16 protein-coding genes are annotated in these 17073 nt (G+C 71.4%); 9 read left to right on the forward strand and 7 right to left on the reverse strand.

All coding sequences use genetic code 11. The annotated features are described in order from the left end of the window. Positions 1 to 44 precede the first annotated feature (44 nt). The 4 genes from STRCI_RS37395 to STRCI_RS37410 are packed head-to-tail and all read left to right on the forward strand — an operon-like array spanning position 45 to position 3976. A complete protein-coding gene (locus STRCI_RS37395) occupies positions 45 to 1022 on the forward strand; it encodes a carbohydrate ABC transporter permease (RefSeq protein ID WP_269663435.1) in 978 nt (325 codons plus the stop codon). Between the two features lie 26 nt (positions 1023 to 1048). After that, complete coding sequence (locus tag STRCI_RS37400; RefSeq protein WP_269663436.1) at positions 1049 to 1927, forward strand: carbohydrate ABC transporter permease; 879 nt, start codon at positions 1049 to 1051, stop codon at positions 1925 to 1927. Positions 1928 to 1933: 6 nt separating this feature from the next. Then, the gene (locus STRCI_RS37405; protein WP_269663437.1) at positions 1934 to 3769 is read left to right on the forward strand and encodes a hypothetical protein; all 1836 of its coding nucleotides are present in this window, start codon (positions 1934 to 1936) and stop codon (positions 3767 to 3769) included. Between the two features lie 27 nt (positions 3770 to 3796). Beyond that, on the forward strand, positions 3797 to 3976 hold the full coding sequence (locus STRCI_RS37410; protein WP_269663438.1) for a hypothetical protein: 180 nt from the start codon (positions 3797 to 3799) through the stop codon (positions 3974 to 3976). Positions 3977 to 4011: 35 nt separating this feature from the next. Here the strand turns inward: STRCI_RS37410 and STRCI_RS37415 are convergent, their stop codons facing one another. The 3 genes from STRCI_RS37415 to STRCI_RS37425 form a co-directional block, all read right to left on the reverse strand. Then, positions 4012 to 4314, reverse strand: a complete 303-nt coding sequence (locus tag STRCI_RS37415; protein WP_269663439.1) for an SHOCT domain-containing protein — start codon at positions 4312 to 4314, stop codon at positions 4012 to 4014. A 35-nt stretch (positions 4315 to 4349) separates the two neighbouring features. Continuing rightward, positions 4350 to 4793 (reverse strand): DUF6325 family protein, encoded by a 444-nt coding sequence (locus tag STRCI_RS37420; protein ID WP_269663440.1) that lies wholly within the window; start codon positions 4791 to 4793, stop codon positions 4350 to 4352. Positions 4794 to 4887: 94 nt separating this feature from the next. After that, positions 4888 to 5541: a nucleoside/nucleotide kinase family protein gene (locus tag STRCI_RS37425; RefSeq protein ID WP_269663441.1), complete on the reverse strand. Its 654-nt coding sequence runs from the start codon at positions 5539 to 5541 to the stop codon at positions 4888 to 4890. Between the two features lie 127 nt (positions 5542 to 5668). On the opposite strand from STRCI_RS37425, the gene STRCI_RS37430 reads away from it, so the two are divergent. From STRCI_RS37430 to prcB, 3 genes are all read left to right on the forward strand, one after another. Then, on the forward strand, positions 5669 to 7168 hold the full coding sequence (locus STRCI_RS37430) for a hypothetical protein (RefSeq protein ID WP_418953411.1): 1500 nt from the start codon (positions 5669 to 5671) through the stop codon (positions 7166 to 7168). After that, positions 7165 to 8118: a lysylphosphatidylglycerol synthase domain-containing protein gene (locus tag STRCI_RS37435; protein WP_269663443.1), complete on the forward strand. Its 954-nt coding sequence runs from the start codon at positions 7165 to 7167 to the stop codon at positions 8116 to 8118. Before STRCI_RS37430 ends, STRCI_RS37435 begins: the two co-directional genes overlap by 4 nt. A 73-nt stretch (positions 8119 to 8191) precedes the next feature. Then, on the forward strand, positions 8192 to 9046 hold the full coding sequence (prcB, locus tag STRCI_RS37440; RefSeq protein WP_269663444.1) for a proteasome subunit beta: 855 nt from the start codon (positions 8192 to 8194) through the stop codon (positions 9044 to 9046). A 1-nt stretch (position 9047) separates the two neighbouring features. Here prcB and STRCI_RS37445 read toward each other — a convergent pair whose 3' ends face one another. The 3 genes from STRCI_RS37445 to sthA all read right to left on the reverse strand — a co-directional run bounded on the left by STRCI_RS37445 (position 9048) and on the right by sthA (position 13140). Beyond that, positions 9048 to 10007, reverse strand: coding sequence for a hypothetical protein (locus tag STRCI_RS37445; RefSeq protein WP_269663445.1), 960 nt, complete (start codon positions 10005 to 10007; stop codon positions 9048 to 9050). A gap of 10 nt (positions 10008 to 10017) precedes the next feature. Next, complete coding sequence (locus tag STRCI_RS37450; protein ID WP_269663446.1) at positions 10018 to 11490, reverse strand: APC family permease; 1473 nt, start codon at positions 11488 to 11490, stop codon at positions 10018 to 10020. Positions 11491 to 11736: 246 nt separating this feature from the next. After that, positions 11737 to 13140, reverse strand: coding sequence for a Si-specific NAD(P)(+) transhydrogenase (gene sthA, locus STRCI_RS37455; protein WP_269663447.1), 1404 nt, complete (start codon positions 13138 to 13140; stop codon positions 11737 to 11739). A 136-nt stretch (positions 13141 to 13276) separates the two neighbouring features. Here sthA and STRCI_RS37460 point away from each other — a divergent pair, with 136 nt between their 5' ends. Continuing rightward, positions 13277 to 14407 carry a sulfite oxidase gene (locus STRCI_RS37460; RefSeq protein WP_269663448.1) on the forward strand — a complete coding sequence of 377 codons (1131 nt, stop codon included), beginning with the start codon at positions 13277 to 13279 and terminating at the stop codon, positions 14405 to 14407. A 16-nt stretch (positions 14408 to 14423) separates the two neighbouring features. Here the strand turns inward: STRCI_RS37460 and STRCI_RS37465 are convergent, their stop codons facing one another. After that, positions 14424 to 14627 (reverse strand): hypothetical protein, encoded by a 204-nt coding sequence (locus tag STRCI_RS37465; protein ID WP_269663449.1) that lies wholly within the window; start codon positions 14625 to 14627, stop codon positions 14424 to 14426. A gap of 189 nt (positions 14628 to 14816) precedes the next feature. On the opposite strand from STRCI_RS37465, the gene STRCI_RS37470 reads away from it, so the two are divergent. Further along, positions 14817 to 17066, forward strand: a complete 2250-nt coding sequence (locus STRCI_RS37470) for an MMPL family transporter (protein WP_269663450.1) — start codon at positions 14817 to 14819, stop codon at positions 17064 to 17066. Positions 17067 to 17073 lie beyond the last annotated feature (7 nt).

The raw sequence follows: 17073 nt of genomic DNA on the forward strand, positions 1-17073 counted from the left end.
GCTGCATCTTTTGAGTCACCGGGAGTTGGGTCAGGGAGATGAGTATGACCACCGCGCAGAGAGACGTGGTCGTCAAGGAGGCGGTGGGGGCCGCTGTTCCGGCCGATCCGCGGGAGCGTGAGCGTTTGCGGCGGCGCCTTGCCAGACGGCGGGGCGGGGGGTGGTGGCCGTATCTCTTCCTGGCCCCCTGGTTCGTCGGGCTGTTCGGCCTGACGATCTATCCGATGCTCGACTCGCTCTATCTGTCCTTCACCGACTTCGACCTGCTCACTGAGGCGCAGTGGGTCGGGACCGACAACTACGAGCGGATGTTCGCCGACGACCCGGTCTTCTGGGACTCGGTGCACGCCACGCTGGTCTATGTCCTGGTGTCGGTGCCGCTGAAGCTGGCGCTCGCGCTCGGTGTGGCGATGCTGCTCAACCGGGACCTGAAGGGCATCGGGCTGTACCGGGCCGCCTTCTATCTGCCGTCCCTGCTCGGCGGGGCGGTGGCCATCGCCATCGTGTGGCGGCAGGTCTTCGGCGGCGACGGGCTGTTCAACGACTTCCTGGCCTGGTTCGGGATCGAGGGGCAGGACTGGATCTCCAGCCCGGACACCGCGCTGTACACGCTGGTCCTGCTGGCCGTCTGGCAGTTCGGCACGCCGATGGTGATCTTCCTGGCGGGGCTGAAGCAGTTGCCGAAGGACGTCTACGAGGCCGCGGCGATCGACGGCGCCGGTCCGGTCACCCGGTTCTTCAAGATCACCCTGCCGCTGCTCACTCCGATCGTCTTCTTCAATGTGGTCCTCCAGATCATCGACGCGTTCAAGACGTTCACCCCCGCGTTCGTGATCAGCAACGGCTCCGGCGGACCGCTCAACTCGACCATGCTGTACTCCCTGTACCTGTACAAGAAGGGCTTCACCGACCTCCAGATGGGATACGCCTCAGCGCTCGCCTGGGTGCTGTTCCTGGTCATCGCGGGCTTCACGGCGGTCAACTTCATCGCCAGCCGCTACTGGGTCCACTACGACGACTGACATCTGCGCGAGGAGTCCTTCACCCCATGTCCGCCATCACCCCGAGCGCCTCACCCCTGCACCGGCTCCGCTCGCTCACCGGCTCGCGCCGTATCTTCACGCACACCCTGCTCATCGGGGTGGCCGTCGTGATGCTGTACCCGCTGCTGTGGATGCTGAGCAGCTCCCTCAAGCCCGACACCGAGATCTTCACCCACCCGGGGCTCATCCCGAACCAACTGCGCCCGGAAAACTACTCCGAGGGCTGGAGCGGCTCCGGCAACTCCTTCTCCCTCTACATCACCAACTCGCTGATCGTCACGATCGGCGCGGTGATCGGAAACGTCATCTCCTGCTCGCTGGCCGCCTACGCCTTCGCGCGCTTCGAGTTCCGCGGCAAGAAGATCTGGTTCGGCCTGATGCTCGGCACGCTGATGCTGCCCACCCAGGCGGTGCTGATCCCGCAGTACACGATCTTCTACAACCTGACCTGGATCAACACCTTCCTGCCGCTGATCGTGCCGAAGTTCCTCGCGGTGGACGCCTTCTTCATCTTCCTGATGGTGCAGTTCATCCGCTCCATCCCGCGCGAGCTGGACCAGGCGGCGATGATGGACGGCGCGAACCCCCTGCAGATCTACTGGAAGATCATCCTGCCGCTGATGAAGCCGGCCCTGATCACCACGACGATCTTCACCTTCATCTGGACCTACGACGACTTCCTCCACCAGCTCGTCTACCTCCAGCAGAACGACAGGTTCACCGTCCCCCTGGGCCTGACCCTCTTCCTCGACCAGACGAGCGGCTCCTCGTACGGCGCGATGTTCGCGATGTCGACACTCGCCCTCCTGCCCACGCTCATCTGCTTCCTCATCTTCCAGAAGAGGCTCGTCGAAGGCATGGCCACGTCGGGAATGAAGGGCTGAAACCACATGCGTCTCCCGCACCAGCGCGGCCCCTTGCACCACCTGCCGGACACTCCCGAGGCCTACGACGCCGTCCTCGCCGACGTCACTGAGCAGGCCCAGGCCCGCATCACCCCCGAGGGCAACCTCGAACACCCCGACGCCCTCGACGACATCGGCGACACCTCGCTCGGCGTGACCTCCCTGCTGGCCCTCGCCCACGCCCGCACCAAGGACGCCCGCCTGCCGGAGGCGGTGCTGCGCAGTCTCCGCTTCCATCTGCGCGAGCGCGTGTACACGGGGGACAACCCGGGCTACCCGAACCTGCGGGTGCGCGACTCCGGCTTCCCCTACGCCCGTTACGTCCTGGCGCCCGGCGCCCACCCGATCGGCGACTGGCCGAGCACGGTGTGGGCCCTGCTCCAGCTCGTCAACGTCCTCGACACGGCGGACGGGCTGATCGACGACGAAGTCCGTGCCGGGCTCGTCGAGCTGGGCCACGGCTACTGGCGTTGGCTGACCGAGGCGACCTTCTTCAACCCGCAGGAGGCGGGCAACCAGGCCATCGGCTGTGTCGTCGGCGGCCTGATGCTCGCCGGACACCTCCCGCCGGGGCGGGCGCAGGAGGTGCGCGGCCGCGCGCTGCGCCTGTACGGCGAGGAGATCCGCGCCCACCGGGTCCGCGACCGGGGCGCGCTGCTGCCGCCCGAGCACGGCGGCGCGTATGACAACAACTACGGCCCGATCTCCCTGTCCTTCCTCGCGCAGGCCCACCGGGTGAGCGGCGAGGAGGTGTTCGCGGAGGACGGCGACACCCTCGCCCGCTACCTCGACGCCCGCCTGACGAACGGCGGCTTCGACCTCGGCGGCCCGCGCTACAGCGAGCAGCACTCGGGCTTCGAATCGGTACTGGGCCTGCGCTACTTCGGTGCCCGCGTCGGCGCCGACATCGGCCGCTATCGCGGGGACAGCCGCTGGGGCCGGCACGCGGTGAAGCCGGACGGCGGCATCGACGGGCACTTCGCGTTCATGCTGGTGTGGCAGATCCAGGACACCACGCCCTGGCACCGCACCCCGTCCGAGGCCACGCACCGGCACCAACTGCGCGCCGGAAGCGTGTCGGTGGCCTTCGACAGCCGGATGACCCCCTCGCTGATCGAGGCGGCGGGGACCTACTACCTCCCCGCGGCGGTCAACCGCCAGCACGGCTTCGGCCCGGTCGTGGACGGCTTCCTGCTGTGCCGGCCGATGGGCGAGGTCCGGGTCCGCGACGCGAGCGCGGTTGGCCTGACGGCGAAGCTGGTCACGAAGCCGGTCGTCGGCCGCGACCATGTGCTGCGCCATGTGCGCTCGCTGTACGTCACGGACGGCACCGCCCTGTGGCTGACGGTGGCCGTGGAGCGACTCCCCGGCGACCCCTACCTGCTCGCCGGGTTCCCCTACGCGGCAGACGAGGGCGACCGAGTCCGCCGAACCTGCATCCCGGATGCCGTCGGCGCGGGCGAACTCCGCCTGACCCACCCGGAGTCGGACACCCCGGACCACTTCGACGCCCGCACGGCACGAACCCAGGAACAGGCGGCCTTCGCCCTCGCGGCGGACCCCCGCGGCTACGGCAACCCCGACGAGGGCTGGCGCCACCTGCTCACCTCGACGGCCCTGGAGGCGGAACCCGCCCCGAACACCCCGGCGGACCTGCACGTGTTCGCGGTGCGCTACGGCGGACAGGGCCCGTTCGCCCCGCGGTTCGAGCGGACGGAGGAGGGGCTGACCGTCCGCACGGAGTCGTTCACGGCACTGCTGGGAGACCCGGCGGGCGACGCCACCGGCGATCCGGCGCTGACGCTGCGCCCGCTACCTTGACAGCCCTGATCACGAGGAGGGGTTGCGATGGCCGACCACACGGCACATGCCCACAAGGCGCGGGAGCTGCTGGAAGCGAGCGACAAATGGACCAAGGGCCGACTCAGCGCGGACCAGCTCATCGCACATGCCCAAGTGGAGGCCCTGCTCGCACTGGCGGCCGCGATCGCCGCCGACCGCGCCTCCACCCCGAGGGAGCATGGCTGACGGCCTGATCAGCGTCTGCGGGTCACGTCTGCGGGTCACGCCTCCAGGACCCGGCGCTTCTGCTCCTCGAACTCCGCCTCGGAGAGCACGCCCTGTGCCTTGAGGTCGCCGAGCTGCTTCAGCTGCTCGATCTTGTCGGTCATGTCGGGGGTCGGCGCGGGCGCAGGCGCGGGCGCCGGAGGCTGCTGGGTGTAGGAAGGCGGGGGCGCGGCCGCGTACTGGGCGCGCTCCTGCTCGGCCCAGCGGCCTCGCTGTCTGCGGCTCACCCGGTTCGACACCGCGGTCGCCGTTCCGGACACGATGGCGGTGCGCGCGACCCCGCGCAGGAGACCTGGCATGACTGATCCCTCTCTGTCCGTCAGCGGTTCTTCGTTCAGGTGGCGGACTCCGCCTCGTCCAGGGCGGCGACCAGCGCGGGTACCGGGATCCGCCCGGAGGCGATCAGCTGGGCGCCGCCGCGGCGCAGGGCGGCGGCGAAGGGCGCGGCCCAGCGGTTCTCGTAGACCAGGATGCCGGCGGAGCTGCCGGGTTCCAGCGCGGCCGCCGCGTCCTCGATGTCGTCCTGGCCCAGCAGCCCGGACGACGCGCCCTCGAAGACGGCCAGGTCGAGCGTGCCGTCGCCGTCGAGATCCGCGATCTCCAGGCCGCTCACGGTCCCGTCGTCGTCCTTTCTGACGAACATCAGGTCCATGATCCGAATGATGCCGCGGTCCACGAGGTCGACCAGGAGAGGGAAGCCCTCGCCGGTCATACGGTTGCCGGGGAACTCGACGACCAGGTAGTCGATCGGGCCCACGTCTTCGAGTTCGTCGCTCACGGTGTCACCCCTGGTGCTCGCGGGTGCCCCCCGTGGGCATCCGCCCCTCAATTGCAGCACCGGCCCGCGGGCGTCGCACCTCGGCCGGGCGCGGTCAGGCCCGCCGCAGTGCCGGGCCCGTCGCAACGACAAGATCTGCGCGCCCGCGGGTACCGGCCACCAGATCGGCGTTGCGCTGGTCAGTGCCCCGCACCCAGGCCACCGCCGCCTCGTGGCTCTTGCCGAACTCCTCGTGGCGGGCGACCAGCCGGCGGATCCGCTCCTGCTCGGGCAGCTCGCAGAACCACACCTCGTCGAGCGCGGGGCGTACGCGGGCCCAGGAGTCCGTCTCCAGCAGCAGGTAGTTGCCCTCGGTCACCACCAGGCGGGCCGACGGCGGTACCGGGATGGTGCCCGCGATCGGCTGTTCCAGGACCCGTTCGAAGCCCGGCGCGTACACCACCTCCTGGTCCGGCTCCTCGCGCAGCCGCCGCAGCAGCGCCGCGTACCCCGCCGCGTCGAAGGTGTCCGGCGCGCCCTTGCGGTCGCGTCGGCCCAGGCGGTCCAGCTCGCTGTCGGCGAGGTGGAAGCCGTCCATGGGGACGTGGGCGACCCAGGGTGTCCCGGACCCGTTCAGCTCCTGGACGAGGCGCTCGGCAAGCGTCGTCTTCCCTGCGCCGGGGCTGCCCGCGATGCCGAGGACCGCTCGGTGCCCGGAGGCCGGGAGGGCGCGGGCGCGGGCCAGGAGATCGTCGAAAGTCGGGGACACACGCCGAGTCTGTCATCCGGCCCGTGCCGCGCGGCCGTCATGCACCTGGCCGAACCGGACCCTGCGCTCCCGCACCGACCGAGTTAGTTTGTCCGTGTTTTCTCCTTTTCCCTGGCAGGGGTGGACTATGGCCCACGACACGAACGCCATGCTCGTAGGTATGGGGCGACGCGAAGCGGCGGCCGTGTCCGGGAGGTCCTGGCGGATGCGCGGCAACGCCCTGCTCGCCGCGGTGGCCGCTGGTTTCACCGCCGCGCAACTCCTCCTCGTCCGCCCGGACATGGGGCTCGGCTGGGACGAGACGGTCTATATCAGCCAGGTCGGCGACCAGGCCCCGGCCGCCTTCTTCAGCGCACCCCGCGCCCGGGGCGTCTCCCTGCTGGTGGCGCCGATCGCCTCCTGGTCGTCCTCCACCGGCCTGCTGCGGGTCTATCTCGCCGTCCTCTCCGGAATCGCCCTCTTCCTCGCCCTGCGCGCCTGGCGCGGAGTGTTCCCGATCCGGGTCGTGGCCGGCGGCGGCGCCCTGTTCGGCTCCCTGTGGGTGACGCTCTTCTACGGCCCGCAGGCCATGCCCAACCTCTGGGTCGCCCTCGGCGCCCTGCTCGCCGTCGGCTGCTACCTGCGCGCCCGCGCCGCGGACCGCCCCGACCGGCGGGCCCTGTGGGGCGTGGCCGTGGGCGCCGCCCTCATGGCGGTGATGCGCCCGACCGACGCGGTCTGGGTCGCCCTGCCCCTGCTGGCGGTCGCGGCGGTCCTGCGGCACTGGCGGCTCGGCCTCGTCACCACGGCGGGCCTGGTGGCCGGTGCCGTCCCCTGGGTGGTGGAGGCGTACACCTCCTACGGGGGCCTGCGCGAACGGCTCGCCCAGGCGTCACGGGTCCAGGGCGACCTGGGCTGGCACCTCGCCGTGGACGACCAGATGCGCAGTCTGGTCGGGCGGACGCTGTGCCGGCCGTGCACCGGGTCCATGCCCGAGCCGGTCCTCCTCGTGTGGTGGGTGCTGCTGCCGCTGCTCGCCGCGCTCGGGCTCGTCGTCGCCGTACGCGCCGGACGCACCGCGCCCAGCCTGATCCCGCTGGCCTGCGCCACCACCGCCGCCGTCCCGTACCTGTTCCTCATCGGCTACGCGGCGCCCCGCTTCCTGCTGCCCGCCTACGCGCTGCTGGCCATTCCCGTCGCCGACGGTCTGCTGCACCTGGTCACCACCCCGGGCGGCCGGTGGCGGCCGGTCGCCGCGAGCGTCCTCGCGGTCGCGGTGGCCGGACATCTGGCCGTGCAGTTCGCCGTCCTGAACCACATCACCGACCGCACCGTCCGCGACCACGGAGTCTGGGCCCGCGACGTCGAGGCGATGCGCGCCCTCGGTGTCCGCCCGCCCTGTCTGCTCACCGGCCACGAGGCCATCCCGATCGCCTACTACGCGGGCTGCTCCTCGGGCGCGATCCACGGCAACAACGCCAACATGACGCGGGCGGAGATCCTGAGCACCGCACGCCGGGAACCGGTCGCCCACCTCAGCGTGCTCGGCGGCACCCCGCCCGCCTACGCCCGCGGCTGGCAGTTGCACCGGCTCGACGGCATGGACGTCCGCATCGCGCCGACGCCCCGCGAGGGCGGACCCGAATGACATCCGGGCCGCTCGTCGCGGCTCCCACCCGAAGACGGTCCGCCTACTGGCACACCGCGCTCGGCCTCACCGTCCTGGTGGCCGCCGGGTGGCTGGCCCGGCGGCACTGGCCGGTGCTGGAGACCGGCGCCGTCCGCCTCGCCCTGGCCGACCAGGGCTGGCTGCTGGTGGCGGCGACCGCCGCCGTCGGCACCTGGCTGTGCGCGGCCCTCGCCCAGCAGGGCGCGGTGCCCGAGCGGCTGCCCCGAGGGCGGCTCGTGGCCGCGCAGTTCGCCGCCTCCGCCGCCAACCACGTGCTGCCCGCCGGGCTCGGCGCGGGCGTGGTGAACCTGCGCTTCCTCATGCGCCGCGGACTGCCGGCCGCCCGCGCGGCCACCGCCGTGGCGGTCAAGGGCACCGCCGGAGCAGTCGTCCGGGCCGCCCTGATCGCCGCCCTGACCCTCGCCTGCCCCGGGGTCCTCAGCCTGCCGCGCGGCGCCCCCGGCCTGCCCGCACTCCTGCTCGCCACGGCCGTCGCCGCGGCGGTCACCGCGCTGCTGGCCGGGCCGCTGCGCGAGCGCCGCCGGCGCGTGCTCGGCGCCGCCGTCGCCGACATCAGGGCCGTGCACGCCCGGCCGCGGCGGGCGGCGGCGCTGTGGGGCGGCTCGCTCGCCTTCGCCGTACTGCACTGTGCGGTGCTGATCGCCGTCACCCAGGCCGTCGCCCTGCCGCTGCCGCCCGCGCGGGTGGCGCTGCTCTACCTCGCCGCCAGCACTGCCGCCGCCCTGCTGCCCACCCCCGGCGGGCTCGGCTCCCTCGACGCGGCCCTCGCGCTCGCCCTGACCGCGGCCGGGGCACCCGCCGCCTCGGCCGCCTCCGCGGTCCTCGGGTACCGGCTGCTGACGGTGTGGCTGCCGCTGCTGCCCGGCCTGCTGGTGCTCGGGGTGCTGATCCGCCGCAAGGCCCTGTGACCCGCGCGGCGTTTCCCGTGCCCGCGCTTCAGGTAGGACACCCTTTGTCGGATCACGGACGAGGGGGAGTTCCATGACGCACGGCGAGTACGGCGGGGGACTGGACGAGGAGTTCTTCGTCCCGGGATCCTCGTCCTTCACCGAGTTCCTCGCGGCGCACCGCCCGGAGCTGCTCAGCACGCGCAGGGTCCTGCCGGACGGGATGCGGGCCGCGCCCGACCAGGTGCCGCACGGCACCACCGTGCTCGCCCTCACCTACCGCGACGGAGTGCTGATCGCCGGGGACCGGCGGGCCACCATGGGCAACGTCATCGCCCAGCGGGATCTGGAGAAGGTGCACCCGGCCGACGATCACACGGCCGTCGCCTTCGCCGGGACCGTCGGACTCGCCGTCGACATGGTCAAGCTCTACCAGGTGGAGCTGACCCACTTCGAGAAGATCGAGGGCATCCCGATGACCCTGGGCGGCAAGGCGCGCCGCCTGGCCGGCATGATCCGCGAGAACCTCGGCCAGGCCATGCAGGGCCTCGCCGTCGTCCCCCTGCTCACCGGCTACGACCCGGCCCGGCCCGAGGGCGAACGGGGCCGCATCTTCAGCTTCGACCTCGCCGGCGGCCTGTACGAGAAGCAGGACTTCCACGCCGAGGGATCCGGATCCCCTTACGCCCGGGGCGCGTTGAAGAAGCTGTTCCACCGGGGCATGTCCCGCCGCGACGCGTCCCTTGCGGCGCTCCAGGCGCTCTACGACGCCGCCGACGACGACTCCGCGACCGGCGGCCCGGACCTCAACCGCCGGATCTTCCCGATCGTCTCGGTCATCACCGAGGACGGCTTCGAGCGGCTGCCGGAAGCCGAGACGGAGCGGCTGAGCCGCGAGATGATCGAGCAGCGCCAAACCCACCCGGACGGGCCCACAGTCGCCCCGTAGCTCAGCCGTGCGGCAGCAACTCCTTGTTCCACTTGGCCAGTTGCTTCACCGGGTCCCCGGTGTACGACCACGGGGTGCGGGTCGCCCGGCGGCCCGTCATCCGCAGCAGCGAGGCGGCGATGTCCGGGAGCCCGGCGAGACAGGCGGCGTGGGTGAGGTAGTGCAGATCGCGCAGTTCGCCGGGCGCCACCGCGTGCGCCTCACGGCCCGTCACCCAGCGCTGCCAGGTCCGCCGTACGTCACCGGCCGCCACGTCGTGGTCCCAGTGCTGCCCGAGGCCCATGGCGGACGTCCGCCCATGGGCGGCGTCCAGGGCGTAGCGGTACTCCTCCACCCGGGCGTACTGCACCAGCACCGGCAGCGGGCAGCCCGGCGGTGCCACCCCGGCCGCGTCGCGGGCGAAGTCGTACATCAGGCCGTGGGTGCCGTGCCAGCGCGCCGAGTAGTAGTGCAGCACCTGGAGGTGCCCCTCCGCGCTGTACGGGTCGCGCCGGTGCAACTCGTCCCACCAGCGCGCCAGTTCCTGCCGCCGCACCCCGGAGGGGTACAGCCGGGCCACCGAGATCAGCGAGATCCACGGCGTCGGATCGTCGACGTAGGACTCGGCGGCCTTCAGGCACGCCAGTACGGCCGTGTCGACGCGCCGCTGGTCGATCGGGGTGCCCCGGCCCGCGGCGATGGCCAGGTTGAACGCCCGGGCGGTCTCGGTGGCCGCCCGCAGCACCAGCGCGTCGGCGCTGTCCGGCTCGGCGGCCAGCCAGGACTCCATCGTGGAACTGCCCGCGCAGGCCTGGGCCAGCATGCGCACCCGGTGGCCCCGGGAGAGCCAGTCGGGGCCGGTGATGCGCAGCAGGTCGCGCAGTCCCTGCCAGCGTCCGATGACGATGTCCTGGCGGGCGGAGGTCAGGGGCGCGTCCCCGCAGTCGGGGTCGAAGTCGGGGGTGTAGCGGTCTCGCGCCATCGCGGGCCCCTCAGAAGTCGGTGGGCAGACCCTCGTGGACGCGGGCGTGCGCGGGCGGACGGCCCGCGGGCACGTAGTCCGGCGCGATGGCGTGGGCGGCGTCCAGCTTCGCGGGCCGGTAGTAGTCGCTGCCGCGTCGCCAGTACCAGAGCATCGGTACCAGTCCGGCGGCCAGTCCGCCGATGCCGATCGCGACGGCGGCGGGGCTCAGTTCGCCGAGCGACTCCACGAACACCCAGAACATGAACAGGGCCCCGAACAGCGGCCACACCCCGCCGAGCACGAAGTTGGCCGGGGACTTCAGCAGCATCTTGCGGTAGGCGACGACGACGGCGAGGCCGGTCAGGCCGTAGTAGACGGCGATCTGGAGGCCGATCGCCGAGATCGCGTCGGAGAGGATGTCGCCCACCGTGCCCAGGGCGTTGGAGGCGACGAACATCGCCAGCGCCACCACGCCGACCACGGCGATGGCCACCCACGGCGTGTTCCAGGTGCGGTGCACCTTGCCCAGCGCGCCCGGCATCGTGCGGTCGCGGCCCATCGCGAACAGCGAGCGGGTGACCTGGATGAGCGTCGTCTCCAGGGTGGCGACCGTGGACAGCATCACCGCCACGATCAGCAGCTTCCCGCCCCAGCCCGGCCAGATCTCGGCACCGAGGACCGCCAGTACGTTGGCGTCGTTGGCGTGGATCTGGCCGGCGGACAGGATGACGTTCACCGCGATGGTGAACACCTCGAACAGCAGGAACACCACGCCGAGTCCGATCAGGCCCGCGATGCCCGCCGTACGGCGGCTGTTGCGGGTCTCCTCGCTGAGGTTGCTGGTGACGTCCCAGCCCCAGTAGTAGAACGCGGCAATCAGCGCGCCCGAGGCGAAGCCCGACACACCGTCGAACTGGCCGAGGCCGAACCAGGACCAGTCGAAGGCCCGGGCGTTGTCGGTGTGGAGGACGGCGAGCACCGCGAACAGGGCGAGCAGGGCGAGTTCGACCCCGGACATCACGAGCTGGGCGCGTACGGTGAGCCGCGCGCCGCCCAGCACCACCAGCAGCATGAGTACGAACCAGGCCGCGCCCACCAGTGTGGACAGGGCAGTGTTCTCGGCGAGTCGCTCGTCGAACAGGGCGAGCGTCATCGATCCGGCGGGCAGCGATCCGGCCACCATGAAGATGGTCGCCGACACCACCAGCGCCCAGCCGCTGAGAAAGCCCAGGAAAGGATGGAGAGTTCGGCCCACCCATGAGTAACTGGCGCCCGCGTTCACATCGATGCGGCCGAGATAGCTGAACGCCAGGGCGATCCCCAGCATCGGTATCGCGCAGTACAGCAACGCGGCCGGACTCGCCGTCCCCACCGCCCCGACCAGGACCGCGGTGGTCGCGGCGAGCGAGTACGCCGGAGCACTGCCCGCGACCGCCATCACCACGGTGTCGAACGTGCCGAGGGCGCCTGCCTGAAGCCCTCGGCCCCTGTTGTTGCTCATGGCCTGTGCTGCTTTCCGTCGTGCACGCCGCCAGGAGACCGGGAGACCTGAACGGCGTATGGGGGGTGGGGGGTTGCACGAGAAGTGGGGGTGGCGGCGCTCGTGCCGCCGCAGAGTCGGCACACGATCACACGGTGTGTGCAAGTGATGAGTGATGATAGCCCCACCCGCCGACTGCTCAGGACGGGGTGGGGCGTTGGCGGACGGCGGCCCGAAACACTGTTCGGAGCAGGGCTGTTGCTCCGGCTACTCGTCCATGCGGTCGACCTGGCGCAGCCGGTTGGTGGCGTCCAGCGCCGCCACCTTGTAGGACTCGGCGAGCGTCGGGTAGTTGAACACCGCGTCGACCAGATAGTCGACCGTGCCGCCGCAGCCCATCACCGACTGCCCGATGTGGATCAGCTCGGTGGCTCCGGAGCCGAAGCAGTGCACCCCGAGCAGGGTGCGGTCCTCGGGCGAGACCAGCAGCTTCAGCATGCCGTGGGAGTCGCCGATGATCTGCCCGCGGGCCAGCTCGCGGTAGCGGGAGATACCGACCTCGAACGGCACCAGTTCCTCGGTGAGCTGGTCCTCGGTACGGCCGACGAAGCTGATCTCGGGGATGGTGTAGATGCCGATCGGCTGGAGGTGGTGCATCCGGCCGACGGGCTCCCCGAAGGCGTGGTAAGCGGCGGTGCGGCCCTGCTCCATGGAGGTCGCGGCGAGCGCCGGGAAGCCGATCACGTCGCCGACGGCGTAGATGTGCGGCACCTCGGTGCGGTAGTGCTCGTCCACCGAGATCCGGCCGCGCGGGTCCGCGGTCAGACCGGCCTTGTCCAGGTCGAGTTCCTCGGTGAGGCCCTGCCGGCCCGCCGAGTACATCACCGCCTCGGCGGGGATCTTCTTGCCGCTCTCCAGCACGGTGACCGTGCCCCGGGGATGCCGCTCCACGGCGGCGACCGTCTCCCCGAAGCGGAACGTCACGGCCAGGTCCCGCAGTTGGTACTTGAGCGACTCCACGACCTCGACGTCGCACATGTCGAGCATCCCGGCGCGCTTCTCCACCACCGTGATCCTGCTGCCGAGCGCGGCGAACATGGAGGCGTACTCCATGCCGATGACCCCGGCGCCGACGATGACCATCGAGCGCGGCACCCGCTCCAGGTTGAGCACATTGTCCGAGTCCATGATCGTGCGGCCGTCGAACTCGACGCTGGCGGGCCGCGCCGGCCGGGTGCCGGTGGCGATCACTATGTGCTCGGCGGTGAGCAGGCGTTCATGGCCGGTGACCTCACGCACGGCGACGGTGTGGTCGTCGACGAACCGTCCGGTCCCGGCGTACAGGGCCACCTGGTTGCGGGAGAGCTGGCTGCGGATGACGTCGACCTCGCGGCCCACCACGTGCTGGGTGCGCGAGATCAGGTCGGCGACGGTGATGTCCTCCTTGAGGCGGTAGCTCTGGCCGTACAGATCGCGCTGGGTGAGGCCGGTGAGGTAGAGCACCGCCTCGCGCAGTGTCTTGGAGGGGATGGTGCCGGTGTGGATGGAGACCCCGCCGACCATGTCGGGGCGGTCGATGACGGCCACCTGGCGGCCCAGCTTGGCCGCGGCGATGGCGGCCTTCTGGCCACCCGGACCGGATCCGAGGACGAGCATGTCGAAGTCGGGCATCCACCGGAGTCTGGCAGCCCCGAGACCGGTTCCGGAAGGGCGGGCGGAGATCCGAACCCGCCTCGCCCGGCGGCCGGTTGAGCCGGGCCGGGGTCTCGGCAGGGCGTCGGCGCTGCTCCGGCGGGACAATGCGGGTATGGGCGCACGACTCGGTGACGCGAGCGCACCCGCCCGGCCGCCCGTGTCCGACGAGGCGATCGGCCGGGACGAACTGGCGCTCGCCACCAGAAACCACGGCCTGCCGCTGGAGGCCCTGCGCTACGACCTCACGCCCCCGGGCCTGCACTACGTCCTGACCCACTACGACATCCCGTATGTGCCCGACGGCGCCTCCTGGCAGCTCACTCTCGACGGCCGGGTCCGCCGCCCGCTCCGTCTGGACCTCGCCGATCTGCGGGCCTTCCCCCAGGTCACCACACGCGTCACGCTGGAGTGCGCGGGCAACGGCCGGGCCCTGCTCACGCCCCGCCCGGTCAGCCAGCCCTGGCTCGTCGAGGCGGTCGGCACCGCCGAGTGGACCGGCGTACCGCTGCGGCTGCTGCTCGACGCGGCCGGGGTCGATACGGACGCCGTGGAGGTCGTCCTCACCGGCGCCGACCACGGCGTGGAACGCGGCGTCGAACAGGACTACCAGCGCGCCCTGCCCCTGGACGTGGCGCTCGGCGCCGAGCCCGGGGTCCTGGTCGCGCACGCGATGAACGGCGCCCCGCTGCCCCCGCAGCACGGCCGACCGCTGCGCCTGGTCGTCCCCGGCTGGTACGGCATGGCGCACGTGAAGTGGCTGCGTGGCATCACGGTCGTGGACGAGCCGTTCACCGGGTTCCAGCAGGCCGTGGCCTACCGGATCCGGCAGCGGCCCGACGAGGAGGGCGAACCGGTCACCCGGATCGCCCCGCGGGCCCTGCTGATCCCGCCCGGATTCCCGGACTTCATGTCCCGCACCCGCGTGGTCGCCCCCGGCCCTCAGACGCTGGAGGGCCGCGCCTGGTCCGGAGGGGCGCCGGTGACCCGGGTCGAGATCAGCACCGACGGCGGGCGCACCTGGCAGCGGGCCGGTCTCGCGCCCGACGGCGGACACCGGTGGGCGTGGCGGCGCTGGCGGGCCGACTGGACCGCGACCCCGGGCGAGCATGTGCTGAGCGCGCGCGCCACCGACGCCGAAGGGCACACCCAGCCGCTCCGGCAGCCGTGGAACCGCGGCGGGTTCGCCAACAACCTGGTCCACCGGATCCGGGTCGTGTGCCCGGACCCGGAGGAACTCGGGTGAGCGGCGACCCGGCCGCTCAGGGGAGCATCTTCTCGAGGGCGGCGGGTCCCTCTGCCTCCAGCTTGCGCTTGGCCCATTCCATACTGCGGGGGGTGATGTCCTTGCCCGAGGCAAGGACCAGGTCCTCCGGCGACACCTCGGTGCCGGTGCGGGTGTGGAGCAGGTCGTCCGGGGTGGCACGGTCCTCGGACGGCCCGGACGCGGGCTGTGACGTCGGCATGATCTCTGCTCCTCGGGTCCGGATCCATGGGGCGGCCCCGGCGCTCGCGCGCATGGGTTAGCTATCACCATTCAACGCCTTCGCGCAGCGTGCATCCGGAGGGGGCGGCCGATCTGAAAATGACGGGTTGATCGGATCGGCGTCTAATGGTGACTAGTCATGTCTCGGGCGACGGAGAGATGCCAATTCATGTCACCGACTCGCGTCACCGAGGGGGGAAAGGGCGGGGCCACGGCGCCGCCCGCACGGGGGGTTCTGCACAGGCTCGGGGAGACCTGCGCCCGGCACTTCGTGATCGTCATCATCGCCTGGCTGGTGGTCCTGGCCGCCCTCCAGACCCTGAACCATCTGCACGGCGGCGAGTACTCCGACGACTTCTCGCTGTCGCAGTCGCAGTCCCAGCAGGGCCAGAACGTGCTCCAGCAGCACGATCCCCAGGCCGGGGGCTACAGCAGCCAGATCGTCGTGCACGACGCGCAGAAGTCCCTGGACTCGCTGGACTCGCAGATGTCCACCACGGTCGGCGACCTGGGGAAGCTGCCGCACGTCCTGGCGGTGCAGAACCCGCTGACCGCCCCGCCGCCCAAGAGCGGCCAGCCGAACGTCGGCCCCCTGTCCTCCGACGGCAAGACCGCCTACATCACCGTCCGCTTCGACGAGCAGCCCTCGCTGCTCGGGGACAGCTACCTCGACGGCGTCGACGACGCGGTGCAGCCGCTGCGCTCGGCCGGGGCCGAGGTCGAGTACGGCGGCCCGCTCGGTGAACTGGCCCGGCCCGAGGCGGACGACCGGGTGAGCGAGCTGATCGGCTTCGGGGTGGCCATCGTGGTCCTGCTGATCGGCTTCGGCAGTGTGATCGCGGCCGTGGTGCCCCTGGTCACCGCGTTGATCAGCGTGGTCGGCGGGTTGGCCTGTCTCGGTCTGCTCGCCGCCGCGTTCACCTTCGCCACCGTCTCCCCGACGCTCGCCACGATGATCGGCATCGGCGTGGGCATCGACTACGCCCTGTTCCTGATCACGCGTCACCGGCAGAACCTCATGGACGGCGCCGATCCGGTCCAGGCCGCCGGACGGGCCGCCGCCACCAGCGGCCACGCCGTCCTGGTCTCCGGCTGCACGGTGATCGTCGCCCTGGCGGGCCTGTACGCCTCGGGTGTGTCGTTCATCGGCAAACTCGGTCTCGCCGCCGCGGTGACGGTGGTGTCCGCGGTCGTCGGCGCCCTGACCCTCGTACCGGCGCTGCTGGGGCTGATCGGCACCCGCATCGACCGCTACCGGGTCCGCAAGCCGGTCGCCGAGACCGACGCCGAGCCCGGTGCCACCCCGCACGGCACCTGGCACCGGTACGCGCAGCGCGTGGCGCGGCGTCCGCTGACGTTCCTGTCCGCCGGGGTCGTGACCGTCGCCGTCCTCGCCATCCCGGTCTTCTCCATGCAGCTCGGCCACATCGGCGACGGCGCCGACCCGACGTCCTTCACCGACCGGCGCGCCTACGACCTGATGACCGACGCCTTCGGCCCCGGCTCCAACGGTCCGCTGACGGTCGTGGTGGACCAGACGCAGGTGCCCTCGTCGCAGCGCTCGGACCTGTCCTCGAAGGTGCAGAAGAGCCTCGACGGGGTCTCCGGCACCGCCGCGGTCACCCCGCTCACCACGACCCAGGACGGGGACGTCCTGATCTCCACCGTCTACTCCAAGACGTCCCCGCAGAACGCCGACACCACGGACCTGACCAACCGCCTGGTCGACCAGACGCTGCCCGACGCGCTGTCCGGCTACGACGCCAAGGGCTATGTCACCGGCACCACCGCGGCCCAGGTCGACTTCCGTGACATCGTCGCCGAACGGCTGCCCCTGATCATCGGCGTGGTGGTCGCGCTGGCCTTCCTGATCATTCTGGCCGTCTTCCGCGGACTGCTGGTCGCGCTCAAGGCCGCCGTCCTCAACGTGCTGTCCATCGCCGCCTCCTACGGCGTCGTCGTCGCCGTCTTCCAGTGGGGCTGGGGCGGCCCCGCACTGGGCGTCAACGGCAAGGTGCCGATCGAGAGCTATGTGCCGATGATGATGTTCGCGATCATCTTCGGGCTGAGCATGGACTACGAGATCTTCCTCCTCTCCCGGGTGCACGAGGCCTGGCTGCGCACCCAGGACGCGAAGGCATCGGTCGCGCACGCCCTGGAGATCACCGCCAGGGTCATCACCTGCGCCGCACTGATCATGGTGAGCGTCTTCGCCGCCTTCATCATCAGTGACAACGTGGTGGTCAAGATGCTCGGACTGGGCCTGGCCGTGAGCGTGTTGATCGACGCGACCGTCATCCGGCTGCTCATGGTCCCCGCGGTGATGACCCTGCTCGGCCGGCATGCCTGGTGGACACCCCGCTGGCTGGACCGGATCCTCCCGCACATCGACGCGGAGGGGGAGCACGAGCGGAGCTGAGCGGCTC

Origin of the sequence: Streptomyces cinnabarinus (assembly GCF_027270315.1) — a bacterium.
GTDB classification, from domain to species: domain Bacteria; phylum Actinomycetota; class Actinomycetes; order Streptomycetales; family Streptomycetaceae; genus Streptomyces; species Streptomyces cinnabarinus.